Below are 12,305 nucleotides of genomic sequence, written 5' to 3'. Positions count from 1 at the left end.
TAGTTAGAACTTAGTTATTTAAACAAGGCAAACAGAGCCCCGGCTGCTGCAGACTGTAAAGACGCTGCTTCCTGTAGACAGCGCTCTCTTAAAAACCAAGCTGCCTCTCTGTTTTCTGAGAAAGAAATAGCTTCAAGAATGGTCAATTTATCTTGCCAACGACTATTTGGATACAGGCGTATTACTGCGTCCAACCCCATTTCACTACCCTCTCGTTGCAAAGAAGAAAGCGCTTTCTCTAAAGTAAAAGCAAAGCTCTCTTCCTGTACAGGCTCAGCAAAGACCTCACTATCTCCTTCTTCCCAAAAAACTCCAGAACAAAAACTCCATCCTATCTGTTGTCCTGCTAAGTATTGAGTCACAACTGTTTTCACCTTACTGTACTGAGCAGCGACTAACAAACGGATTATTTTTTTAGCCAACTCTCTCTTTACAATTTCTGCTTGTAAAGGAGAAGATGGCGCGAGAATCTTCTGATCTTCATACAAAAATTGTTCAATAGCTCGACAGGACTCTATTCGATGCATAAACATAGCTATGACATCTCCTGCTTCTTCTATCTTTTCTCTACTTACTAAAAGAACAAGCGCTAAATTTACCTTGGCACGGACTCCTTGTACTACTGATAGAAATCTCCCTGCTAGCAAAGCTCCTCTGATCCCCAGTGAACAAATTGCTTCTGAAGCAGCCTCACAAATCGCACTAGAAGATGATGTTAATCCTTCGATAAGCTTATCTTCTCCTAAAGAATTCCCCTGTAGATACAAAACAGCTGCAGCCTGCATCTGAACTCGTACAGAGGGAGAATCAAAAGCCAATCTTTGAACGACCTCCATCACAGATGATGCGTGCGGTTTCCCACTCCTTAAAATCATTTGTAAAGTAGCTACCTGAACTTCTGGATGATCTATAACAAACAAATGATGAATGAATTTCTCTATAGATTTTTCTGGATGCTCCTTTAGCATCTCACAAGCCATCAAAGCTTGATCAATCCCAGTCAACACACTACCGGATGGACAGGCAAGCGCACACAGAGCTTTCCAAGCTTCTCTTCTCTCAGATCCATCTAATTGAGAATTCCGAATAATACCTTGTAAATGAGGGACTAAATCTGTAATTTTTAACAAGGCTGCTGCACGATATGCCGCTATGCGAACATTTATAGAGGAAGCATTCTTTGCTAAATCGCCTACAGCATGCAGCAAACTACCAGAACCGTACATAACGGCTACCTGTAAAGCAATCTCCTGCACCGTATCACTATCATCAGCCAAAGCCTGTAAAACTATAGGGACTAATCGATAATCATTCGCCATCCCTACAGCCAAAATTGTGATCACTCGAACGGTAAGTGAAGAATGTCGAATATTTTTATAAAGAAGAGCTGCGGCAAGATCTTCGTGAACCACGCGATCGGATTCCAATGAAGGGAAACGCTGTTTAGACCGAAGAAACGCCTCTTCCCAAAATCCGTACTCGTGATTTCTAGCCAATGCCTGCAGAGCTGTACGAACCTCACATAACGAACAGTTAGTATTTAAGAGAGTTTTGGCTTCTCGTGCTGCTGCATGATACTCGTGAAAAAGCATCTGTCGACGGATAGAATCAGAACCTTCCACATAGCAAGGTATCGACAAACAAACTACGCTATGGAGCCCAACAAGCCTCCACCAAGAAGATGAATATGTAGGTGGAATACGCTCTGTCCTCCTTCTAATCCATTATTGATAACAACACGATATCCGTTTTCTATACCGAAATCGCGAGCCATCTGCTGAATAATCTTTCCAGCTTCCGCAAGCAAGAAAAAATCTGCTCCTTGCATATCTTGTAACTTCTCAATATGCTTCTTCGGAATAATAAGTAAATGTACTGGAGCCTGAGGAAATTTATCCTTAATCACAATAAAATTTTCATCCTCAAAAACTTTATCACACTCCACTGCTCCTTCTATAATATGCTCAAAAATTGTAGTCATACTAATCCCTGTCGTTTTAACACTAAATTCAACGCTTCTTCGCAACTTTCTTGACTGTCCCACACAGAGAGAAATAGTCCTTTATGACAGAAAATGGCACCAGGAATACCCGTAGCTGCAACTAACTGGTCACCAAGCAATCCTGCCCATTCCTCCGGGAAAGGAATTCTTACTTCCATCCGACGATCTAAAGTTGGAGGAATCCCTCGTAAAATCCACTGATCAGAACAAGGAAAACTTACAAAAGCAGCAGGATGATTTTCACCCCCTAAAGAGAAAAAATTTTCTTGCCATGCTAGTGGACGATCAAAACGCAAACAAATATCTTCTTTTGCCATTACCTGCTTAACGACATCCCGACAAACACAATCGTAACGAAATTTCTTTCGTAACCGAATGAGTAGATCTATTGCGAAATGTAAAGCAAAGAAAAACTCTTTATCTGTATTCCCCCCTTCTTCCAAGGGATTATAGATTTTGATGATGTCAGAGAAAGAACAGAACCCCTCTTTAGAGAAAAAACGTCCGTTGTCCTGCTCATCTACACCGTGCACCAATGTATTATTTAAGTACTCATACTCATCTAAAGAAAGGAATCCTAAATTACGCAAGTAATCAAGAACCATACCCGCGCTGCTCCAGAAGCCAGAATAAGATACCTGGTGATGATCGAAACGCTTATCTTCTAAAGAATAACGCCCCCCTACATCACAAACATACTCACATTGTGCAAGCTTTTCAGGGTCTCTAGTTCGAATGATTTTATCTTCATCAACAAGATCGAACAAGATCAATAAAGCGCAAGCCGTCACTTCATCTGCGTGAAAAGAACCATCATGCGTGCCAACACTTCTTGGATTTTGCATTCTTATTATCCTCCGTGATCCCCTCAACAATAGAACAACGAACAACCTCGGCTGGTAGTCCCTTATCCAAAAGCTGAAAATCCTCCATCCTACTTGCTCTTTAAGATTAATATCAAGTTCTCCGCTGGAGGTATTTGCTATTGGGGAATCGTTGAGCCTTCTTTACACACAGCACATTTAAAAATAAATTCTTTACAAACCTCTTGTTAAACAGCATATAGCATCCTTTGTGCTCTCTCAAAAAAATTTTTCAGATAAGCTGGTTCTTCACATACGAGGATTCCAATGACACTCTTTCACTCTCATCATGATGCCGTCTCTCCTGATGGCTACTTATGTTCTTCCCTTCAATCAACTGATGCTGGTGTATATGAAGGAGAAATTGAAATTCAAAATATCCCTAACTATTTTCTTGGATTTCGACTACCCTCTCATTGTATTCATCTTAATTTGAAAAGTTCTCTAGCTCAGTTAGGGATCAATGCATCTCTTCTTCACTGCGAACTTAGCCAAAACCAACACCGAGCACACTTGCACGTTCGATTCACTAGTCATGGACCAATTGCAGAAGCTATGCTTGCACTTCTTAAGCCAGGAGATAGGGTAGCTAAATTATTTGCTGCAGATGATCGTAGACTTGTTCGCTCTCCAGATTATCTTGAAAGCATGTTGAAAAATACTGATAAAACTGGACAACCCTTGCTCTGCTTCGGAAAAAAGCTAGAACATCTAATCTCTTTTGATGTGGTAGATGATCGCCTGATCGTATCTCTTCCCTCTTTACCAGGAGTGGTCCGCTACGATTCAGACATCTACGGTCTCCTTCCTCTGATTCAAAAATCTCTCGGCAATCCTAAACTAAGCATCCGTCATTTCTTAGCTCTTTACCAACAGATTGTTGAAGGGCAGCATATCCCCTGTGGGGAGGACATTCTCTTGATTAAAACAGAGCCCTTACATATCCGCACAGTATTTGCTCGTGTAGTCGATCAACTTCTCCCTCAAGGCCTCACACATACTTCTGCTAATATTCTGGAACCAACTACACGAGAGTCTGGGGATATTTTTGAATTCTTTGGAACTCCTTCCACACCTGTAGAAAGAATTCCTTTGGAATTTTTTACTATCGAACCTTACAAAGAACACTCCTACTTTTGTAATCGAGATTTATTACGAACCTCATTGCAATCAGAAAGTGAAATAAAAAAAATCTTTGAAACGGCCCCTCAAGAACCTGTAAAAGCAACTACTTATTTGTCCAAAGGAAGCGAAATTCCTTCTCTTAACTCAGACTCTTGGCTTACAGGATCTGCAATTGCATACCAACCCGAAGAGAATCAGGTAAACAGAGATGAGTATATTCGTGCTCAACCCTGTTATCCTTTCTTAGAGGCCATGGAAACAGGGCTCATCAACAGTGAGGGAGCCTTACTCACCCGATTTTTCCCCTCATCTAGCCTGAAAGGTATGCTGATCTCCTATCATGTACGTCATTATCTCAAACAAATTTACTTCCAAATCCCTTCTTATACTCACGGTAATTATTTCTCTCACAACGACCGAAGTTTGTTATTAGATCTTCATCAAGCAAATATTGATGTTTTTTGGGCAGATGAAGAGAGCGGAAGAGTATTACAATACACGAAACGACGCGACAAAAATAGTGGAATGTTTGTTGTTAAACATCGAGTCGAAGAGTTCCAATCTGCATATTTTGTTGCCATTTATGGATCACGTCTTCTTGAGAATAATTTCTCCGCACAACTCCGTACACTTCTGGAAGGAGTGCAGCAAGCTGCACAAAAAATGGGAATTCCTGGTTTCTCAAAACCAACTCCTCTCGCGGTAATCACCGGAGGAGGAACAGGAGTGATGGCAACGGGAAATCGTGTAGCTAAAGAGCTTGGTATCCTTTCTTGTGGGACTGTTCTCGATTTGGAGGCATCACCAGCACAAATTGACCAGCCTACAAACGAATTTTTAGATGCCAAAATGACTTACCGTCTCCCTCAACTTATAGAAAGACAAGAGCATTTTTACGCAGATCTAGCTATTTTAGTTGTCGGAGGTGTTGGTACAGATTTCGAACTTTATTTAGAGCTTGTCTATCTGAAAACTGGGGCCAAGCTACCGACTCCGATCTTCCTTCTCGGACCCGTCGAGTATTGGAAAGAAAAGGTCGCTCACGCCTATGAGATTAATCTCAAAGCAGGAACTATCCGCGGTTCTGAATGGATCAGCAACTGCCTATACTGCATTACATCACCCGAAGCTGGAGTCGCTGTATTTGAACAATTTCTTGCTGGAGAACTTCCTATAGGATACGACTATCCCCCAGCTCCAGATGGACTAGTTATTGTTTGAAAAAGCATCTTTTAACATCGTTTTTCTGCAGAGGGAGAAGATTGTGGAGGGAATTGTTCAAACAGAAAAGCTTTCACAGCCCTAGGTAATAATATCTTCTTCTTACGAGACGCTTCTCCTGCTATTAGCGTGACATCGCTCTTGGGAATCGATAAGAAGTTTGCAAGCAATGCTACAACAGCATCGTTAGCCTTACCTTTTTCCGGAACCTCAGTCACGCGAACTCTCAATATACCATCTTCGAGTCCTACTACCCTGTTTTCTCGTGCCTTTGTAGTAACCCTAACCTCTAAAACCCAAAAGCCTTCTAGCAAAATTTTCTCCTTTCCTTTTAAAGGGTTAAGGAAGACCTATTCTTTTTAAGCCTTTCCTATACAGTTTACTAATACACAAGAATACCTATTCTTGATTTCATTGACCTCTATAAAAGCATTTTTTTCCTTTCAAAAAAAAATATGCTAAAACTTCGAAACTCTTCTCCCAAAAAATCTTGTTTTTTCTCTGCCTCCGAGTTATAACGAGGTTGTCTCCTAACCCATACCAAAATGATGAAACCTTTAGGTTATTTGCTTATCCTTTCTCTTGGCTTATCGCAGGTAGCTTTTACTAAAGAAACGGAGTCCTGTCCTGACTGCCAAAGTCATTGGAAAGAAGTAACCCATACAGATCAACTTCCTGAAAATATCGTCCATGCTGATGATGACTGTTTCCACTCCGGCTATGTACAGGCTTTAATTGACATGCATTTTTTAGATAGCTGCTGTCAGGTTATTGTTGAAAATCAAGTAGCTTATCTATTTTCTCTCCCTACAGATGATGTTACACGTAACGCTATCATTAATCTGATCAAAGATCTTCCTTTTATTCACTCTGTTGAAATCTGTCAGGCTTCCTACCAAACCTGTCACCACCAAGGGTCCAACATAACATCCCTTCCAGAACAACGCTCTTTCTGCACAAAAGTTTGCGGAAAAGAAGCTATCTGGCTACCGCAAAATACTATCCTCTTCACTCCTCTTATAGCAGATCCTAGACAAGCAACTAACAGTGCGGGAATTCGTTTTGATGATGAAGTTGTAGGGAAACGTGTCGGATCTGCTGTGTTCGGAGGAGATTTCATTTTCCTTCGACTATTCGACGTTTCTCGTTTCCATGGAGATATGGATATTGGTCTTCAAGGAGCTGTATTCTCCGTATTTGACCTAGATCACCCTGATGCCTGCATGGTCAACTCCGATTTTTTTGTCTCTGCTTTGTGTAGTTTTGCCGTCAATAAGTGGAGCTATCGCATGAGACTTTGGCATCTTTCCTCTCATTTAGGAGACGAATTCATTCTCGCTAATCAATTGCCTCCTAACAATCGCTATAACCGTAGCGATGAAGCTATTGATTTCTTCGCATCTTTCCGCTACACCCCACAAATCCGAATCTATGGAGGTCTTGGCTACATTATCAGTCGAGATTTAAGTTTTCCAGAAGACCCTCTTTATTTTGAGGGAGGAGTGGAACTCCGGCCTTTCGGTTTACGTGAGGATAACCTGCATGCCCAACCCATTTTTGCTATGCATTTTCGCTTTTGGGAAGAGCATGACTTTTCTATAGATCAAACTTATATTTTAGGTATGGAATGGTCTAAATTCCAAGACATAGGTCGCAAAGTTCGCGCTGTATTGGAGTACCATCAAGGCTTCTCTCATGAAGGACAATTCATCCGAGAAAAATGTGACTACTATGGCTTTAGATTAAGTTACGGTTTTTAATCTTTATACTCAGAAAAATTACTCTGGACAGATGGTAATCTCATCTCTATATTACCGTCCACTGTTTTGATTATTTTGTGTTTTGCTAGCATAGTAGGTGTCCCATGAAAAGAAATCATAATTTCGCGTCATTAACGCCAAATTATTTATTTTCAGATCTACAAAAGCGAGTCACCCAATTTCGTTTAGAAAATCCTCAACATAAAGTTATTGGCTTATCTATTGGAGATACTACTCAACCTTTGGACATTAGTGTTGCTGAAGCTTTCTCTAACGCTATTGCACGCTTGAGCTCTCCAACAACTTATTGTGGATATGGGCCAGATTTTGGACTGCCTGCTCTGAGACAAAAATTGTCTGAAGATTTCTACCGAGGGTGCGTTGATCCTGAAGAAATTTTTATCTCTGACGGAGCAAAGGTTGATATTTTTCGCTTGTTATCATTTTTTGGCCCTAATCAAATCGTTGCTGTCCAAGATCCTTCTTATCCTGCTTATATTGATATCGCTCGCTTAACAGGAGCAAAAGAGATCATCTCTCTTCCCTGTTTAGAAGAAAATGACTTTTTCCCAGTATTTCCAGAGAACTCCTCGATCGATATTTTGTGTCTGTGCTCCCCTAACAATCCAACAGGAACAGTATTGAATAGAAGTCAACTACAAGCGATTGTTCGCTATGCCATAGAACACGATATACTTATCTTATTTGATGCCGCTTACAGTACATTTATTTCGGACCCCTCTTTACCTAAGAGCATCTTTGAAATTCCTGATGCACGCTTTTGTGCAATAGAAGTTAACTCTTTCTCTAAGCCATTGGGATTTGCTGGTATTCGATTAGGCTGGACTGTAGTTCCTAAAGAGTTGAATTATAGGGACGGACTCTCCGTTATTCGAGATTGGGAGCGGTTTCTCTCGACAACGTTTAATGGAGCCTCAATACCTGCCCAAGAAGCCGGTATCGCAGGCCTATCCATTCTTCCCAAGCTCGAAGCAGTTCACTATTATAGAAAGAATAGCACTCTACTCAGAAATGCTCTATTAGAGGCTGGATTTCAAGTTTTTGGTGGAAAGCACGCCCCTTATTTATGGGTTAAACCTATTATCAAAACAATTTCTGACGGAGATCTTTTTGACTTTTTCTTAAAAGAATACCATATCGCAGTTACACCGGGAATCGGGTTTGGCCTTTGCGGCTCAGGATTTGTTCGATTCTCTTCCCTCGGGAAGCGTGAAGATATATTGGTTGCTTGCGAACGTCTACAAATGGCTCCTGCTCTACAATAATGGGATCTCTGTATGCTTTTGCGAAAAATTTTTAGCTATCTTTTTTGTAGTTCTCTAGCCTGTTCCTTCATTTCCGTAATCGCTGTTTCTTTTCGCTCGGAACCAACAGCTCCTGGTATAGCGATCTTTTCTTCATTCTCACATAATTCTCTCAGTGAATGTATCGAAAGCTGTAAAAAAGAACTTACTAGCTTTGGGAATATGCCCACAATTTCGCTGTTCAATGCTGAAGATAGTGTACTCAGAGCAAGAAAAATCGCTCGCACTCTTCATAACGACCCTAATATTATTGCCATTGTTACGCTGGGACCTATTGCTACCAAGGTGATGAGTCAAATCGAAACACAGAAGCCTATTATCTATGCTGTTGTCCCTAATGGGGATGCTCTGCGTTTCCCTAAAAAACAGTCTAATATATATGGTGTTCATGATAGCGTAGATACGAACCAATGCTGTTTCGCAATTCATGCGGTAACTAATAACGCAACCTCTTTAATTTACTTACAACCCCATGAGCCTTTCCCTTCCTCTTTACAGGAGGAAATCACAAATAAGCTTCGCTCTTCAGGCATCAAAGTAACAGGATTACCTATCTCTACGGCGAACGTTGCTTCTCGCATTCAGCTTATTGCAGAAAATCGTCCGTCCGCAGTCTTTTTCCCTTTTTCTGCCTTATCAGAAAAAATGGGCACTACACTTATTAAAAGTATCTTAAAAGAAAATATACCTCTTATCACAGACGACTCATCCCTGGTAATGGAAGGAGCCTGTGCAGCGTGCAGTGTCGATTACAAATTATCTGGAAAGCAAATTGCGTATATTATCCGCTACTTGTTGAGCAAGAAAACTAATGAAGAAAATTTGCGACAAATTAGTGCAGAACCTATTCTTTCTAAAATAACTTTTAATGAAGAAGTCATCCGATTTCTTGGCCTTCCATTTAGCATGACTCCGGCACATCAATTTGTTTCCTTTCACTCTGTAGATACTATTGGACTAGATTCTATGCCAAACTCTCTAAACTTTTACCGAAATCCTCTGTCATCGTCCGAAACAGATTCTGAATTTAAGTTTTCATCTTGAGGCATTGAGAAAAGAATATCGTCCCCTGATCCGTCTCCATCTCTTAATCTATCTCGTAAAGAACGTGGGTCCTCTAAAGAAGTTGGAGTTCCTAAGTAAGATGCATAAGGATTGATAAATATTCCTGGATGAGTGTAATAACCTGTATTTTCAGGCTCTGTTCCTCTTACTTTCTTTGAGATCAAATTAAAGAAACGCAGTATCAGGTTGTAGATAATACGTAGAGCATGCATCAAGTGCTCTTGTAAAAAAAGACAAGCTTTCTTCGCTGCAGAGCAACAAGTTGCCACATCCTCTTCAGCAACTTCAGCATTTGGATCAAGATATCGCTCGTCATACAAACGTTCTGCAATCAGAGATAGGTCTTGAATAGATTGACTTAGCCTTCCTACCTCTCCATCTCCACGAAGTCTCCATTCTCCTCTATCATTTACCCTCAGCCCTAACTGATTTAATCGAGAAAGAACAGTCTTTCCAGTTGTCCCCAAAGCTTTTTGAAGTTCTTCCTCGGAAACTGTACGTAGTTTCTTATGCAACCCTGCAAGAGCAGAAGAAACTAATCCCATTCCATGGCGCATTTCTCTAGCTTGTCTTCTTAATGAAGATCGGACAGATGATAATCTACTTCGCGCAGAAAGAGAGCCGAGTCTTAGTCTTTGAGACACCACCCCCTCTCTACGATCACTAGAACGTTTCGTCCCTTTCAATAAACTCCTACTTTTCGCTCCAAGAGCTTCTAACTGCTCCTCACTAGAAGAAATGAATTGTGAAACAGCTTCAAGATTTTCATCTAATTGTTGAGCATTCGCTTCACTCTTCTCTGCTACATCATTAATAATCTCAGCAACCTCCATTTCTCCGACAGCCCCTCCCAAAATCGAAGAAGAAGCCATGGCATCTGACTGAATGATTGGAAGAGCGACCTGCTGGACATTTTCAATAGAATCATTTTTCCCAGTGGCAGATAAAGAAACAGTCTGACCTGCAGGGGTGACTCCTTCTGGATTAACCTCCTCATCTTCCCTAGAATTGGGAAGATCTCCTGGAGAAGAACCTGGTGTTCCTTGTATAGAAGACATAGAGATTTAAAAATAAAAATTATTAATAAGAATAAAACAATTCTAATTGTCCAACAAAAGAAATATCAAGAGTTCAAAAAACAGAAAATCTAAAATAAATAAAACTCAAAATGAACATAAATTACAGAGATTGATTCAGAAACATTCTTATGTTAAGATCCTTTTCCTTGAGAAAAAAATAAAGCACTTTCTTCCTTATGAGAGCATCCCTTTTGTTTTATAAAACTTCCAAAAACGCCAATAAACAAGCCTCTGTTCTTTCCTATGAACTACTTGAGAAGGCTGGCTATCTTTTTAAAACATCGAAAGGGATTTATGCCTATACTCCTCTTTTCCAGAGAGTTATCATAAAAATGACTACCATCATCCGTGAAGAGCTCAATGCCATTGGAGGACAAGAAGTTTGCCTTCCTCTTCTGCATCCTGCAGAATTATGGCAAAAAACAGGGCGCTGGGAAGCATTTTTATCAGAAAAATTGCTCTATGTGCTTAAAGACAGAGAAAATAAGGAAATGTGTTTAGCTCCTACCCATGAAGAAATCGTGTCAGAATTCGTATCACAATGGCTGACAGGAAGAAAGCAGCTACCTATCCACCTCTATCAAATTGGAACTAAATTCCGCGATGAAATCCGACCTCGCTTCGGCCTCATGCGAGCTAAAGAGTTCTTAATGGAGGATAGTTACACCTTTTCCGACTCTCCACAGCAAATGGAAGAGCAGTATAAGAAACTTCGTTTAGCCTATCAACGCATCTTTGATCGATTGAACCTTAAGTACGTAATCGTTACTGCAGATGGAGGGAAAATCGGTAAAGGCAAATCTGAAGAATTTCATGTTCTCTGCTCGTTGGGAGAAGATACTATCTGCGTTAGCGGCTCTTTTGGAGCAAACATAGAAGCTGCACAAGCAATCCCTCCGTCCTACACCTATGCCCCCAATTTTCTTCCTATGGAAGAGATCGAAACTCCTAATATTCGAACGATTGAGGATTTGGAGGCATTCTTTAAAACTCCTAAACAGCAAATTCTGAAAACGTTAGTAGTTAAAACAAACAAAAATGGCAGCGAAAAGTTTTTCGCCATTTGCATCAGAGGAGATCGTCAAATTAACCTAACAAAGGTTGCCTCCTTCTTACAAGTTGATGACTGTCAGCTCGCATCTGATGAAGATATTCTCAAACATCTTCATGTTGAAAAAGGATTTATTGGACCGTTACATTGTCCAATTCCTTATTATGCTGATGAAACAGCTCGCCCTATGACAAACTTTATCTGTGCGAACAATCGAAAAGACGTGCATTGCAAACATGTGAATTGGGGGCGAGATATTCCCCTTCCAACTTTCGGAGACTTTCTCTTAGCGGAAGCTGGCGATCTTTGCCCACAAAACGAATATGCTCCTTACGAGATTTTTCAAGGTGTTGAAGTCGCACACATTTTCAATCTCGGAACACGTTATACGGATTGCTTCTCTGTAGAATTTCAAGACGAGCATGGAAATAAACAGCCTTGTTGGATGGGGACATACGGTATTGGTGTTGGAAGGACTCTCGCGGCTTGCTTAGAACAACTTTCTGATGATAAAGGTATAGTCTGGCCCTCAGCTATCGCACCTTTTTCTATTGCAATACTGTTTAATGGAGGCGATTCCGAAGGAGAGACGATCGCTTCACAAATTTATCACAATCTTAACGAACAAGGCTATGAACCTCTGCTTGATGATCGTAATGAACGTCTGGGCTTTAAGTTGAAAGATAGTGATCTGCTTGGTATCCCGTATAAAATGATCATTGGAAAATCATTCCATAATACAGGATTGGTAGAAATCGAATCTCGATTAGGAGAAAAATACAATGTTTCCCTAAATGATTTGCTGGACTGGTGC

10 protein-coding genes are annotated in these 12,305 nt (G+C 40.6%); 5 read left to right on the top strand and 5 right to left on the bottom strand.

The window, feature by feature from the left end; genetic code table 11:
• Positions 1-14: 14 nt before the first annotated feature.
• Genes IJ490_RS00120 through IJ490_RS00110 form a run of 3 tightly spaced genes read right to left on the bottom strand, consistent with a single transcriptional unit; the run spans position 15 to position 2,847 of the window.
• Positions 15-1,592: a HEAT repeat domain-containing protein gene (locus tag IJ490_RS00120; RefSeq protein WP_291891818.1), complete on the bottom strand. Its 1,578-nt coding sequence runs from the start codon at positions 1,590-1,592 to the stop codon at positions 15-17.
• Positions 1,593-1,645: 53 nt separating this feature from the next.
• On the bottom strand, positions 1,646-1,981 hold the full coding sequence (locus IJ490_RS00115) for an HIT domain-containing protein (protein ID WP_291891172.1): 336 nt from the start codon (positions 1,979-1,981) through the stop codon (positions 1,646-1,648).
• Positions 1,978-2,847 carry an MYG1 family protein gene (locus tag IJ490_RS00110; RefSeq protein ID WP_291891170.1) on the bottom strand — a complete coding sequence of 290 codons (870 nt, stop codon included), beginning with the start codon at positions 2,845-2,847 and terminating at the stop codon, positions 1,978-1,980. Before IJ490_RS00110 ends, IJ490_RS00115 begins: the two co-directional genes overlap by 4 nt.
• Positions 2,848-3,132: 285 nt before the next feature.
• Here IJ490_RS00110 and IJ490_RS00105 point away from each other — a divergent pair, with 285 nt between their 5' ends.
• Positions 3,133-5,211 (top strand): LOG family protein, encoded by a 2,079-nt coding sequence (locus IJ490_RS00105; RefSeq protein WP_291891168.1) that lies wholly within the window; start codon positions 3,133-3,135, stop codon positions 5,209-5,211.
• An 11-nt stretch (positions 5,212-5,222) separates the two neighbouring features.
• Here the strand turns inward: IJ490_RS00105 and IJ490_RS00100 are convergent, their stop codons facing one another.
• On the bottom strand, positions 5,223-5,525 hold the full coding sequence (locus tag IJ490_RS00100; RefSeq protein WP_291891166.1) for a DUF167 domain-containing protein: 303 nt from the start codon (positions 5,523-5,525) through the stop codon (positions 5,223-5,225).
• Positions 5,526-5,756: 231 nt separating this feature from the next.
• Here IJ490_RS00100 and IJ490_RS00095 point away from each other — a divergent pair, with 231 nt between their 5' ends.
• The 3 genes from IJ490_RS00095 (at position 5,757) to IJ490_RS00085 (ending at position 9,340) form a co-directional block, all read left to right on the top strand.
• Positions 5,757-6,971: a DUF1207 domain-containing protein gene (locus IJ490_RS00095; RefSeq protein WP_291891164.1), complete on the top strand. Its 1,215-nt coding sequence runs from the start codon at positions 5,757-5,759 to the stop codon at positions 6,969-6,971.
• Positions 6,972-7,075: 104 nt separating this feature from the next.
• Complete coding sequence (locus tag IJ490_RS00090; protein ID WP_291891162.1) at positions 7,076-8,257, top strand: LL-diaminopimelate aminotransferase; 1,182 nt, start codon at positions 7,076-7,078, stop codon at positions 8,255-8,257.
• Between the two features lie 12 nt (positions 8,258-8,269).
• Entirely contained in the window at positions 8,270-9,340 is a 1,071-nt protein-coding gene (locus IJ490_RS00085) for an ABC transporter substrate-binding protein (RefSeq protein WP_291891160.1), read from the top strand.
• Here the strand turns inward: IJ490_RS00085 and IJ490_RS00080 are convergent.
• Positions 9,283-10,419: a hypothetical protein gene (locus tag IJ490_RS00080; RefSeq protein WP_291891158.1), complete on the bottom strand. Its 1,137-nt coding sequence runs from the start codon at positions 10,417-10,419 to the stop codon at positions 9,283-9,285. The two genes, IJ490_RS00085 and IJ490_RS00080, sit on opposite strands and share 58 nt — an antisense overlap.
• A 197-nt stretch (positions 10,420-10,616) precedes the next feature.
• On the opposite strand from IJ490_RS00080, the gene IJ490_RS00075 reads away from it, so the two are divergent.
• Positions 10,617-12,305 (top strand): proline--tRNA ligase (locus IJ490_RS00075; RefSeq protein ID WP_291891156.1); only part of this gene is annotated, 1,689 nt, incomplete at its 3' end.

It is taken from the genome of Chlamydia sp. (genome assembly GCF_017472245.1).
In the GTDB taxonomy this organism is placed as follows: domain Bacteria; phylum Chlamydiota; class Chlamydiia; order Chlamydiales; family Chlamydiaceae; genus Chlamydia.
This window is presented reverse-complemented; position numbering and strand designations above follow the sequence as displayed.

What these genes read in the sequence shown, in the direction of transcription:
- IJ490_RS00085 (WP_291891160.1), top strand. Translation starts at nt 8,270, where the DNA reads ATGCTTTTGCGAAAAATTTTTAGCTATCTTTTTTGTAGTTCTCTAGCC.
- IJ490_RS00120 (WP_291891818.1), bottom strand. Translation starts at nt 1,592, where the DNA reads ATGCTTTTTCACGAGTATCATGCAGCAGCACGAGAAGCCAAAACTCTC.
- IJ490_RS00115 (WP_291891172.1), bottom strand. Translation starts at nt 1,981, where the DNA reads ATGACTACAATTTTTGAGCATATTATAGAAGGAGCAGTGGAGTGTGAT.
- IJ490_RS00095 (WP_291891164.1), top strand. Translation starts at nt 5,757, where the DNA reads ATGATGAAACCTTTAGGTTATTTGCTTATCCTTTCTCTTGGCTTATCG.
- IJ490_RS00105 (WP_291891168.1), top strand. Translation starts at nt 3,133, where the DNA reads ATGACACTCTTTCACTCTCATCATGATGCCGTCTCTCCTGATGGCTAC.
- IJ490_RS00080 (WP_291891158.1), bottom strand. Translation starts at nt 10,419, where the DNA reads ATGTCTTCTATACAAGGAACACCAGGTTCTTCTCCAGGAGATCTTCCC.
- IJ490_RS00110 (WP_291891170.1), bottom strand. Translation starts at nt 2,847, where the DNA reads ATGCAAAATCCAAGAAGTGTTGGCACGCATGATGGTTCTTTTCACGCA.
- IJ490_RS00090 (WP_291891162.1), top strand. Translation starts at nt 7,076, where the DNA reads ATGAAAAGAAATCATAATTTCGCGTCATTAACGCCAAATTATTTATTT.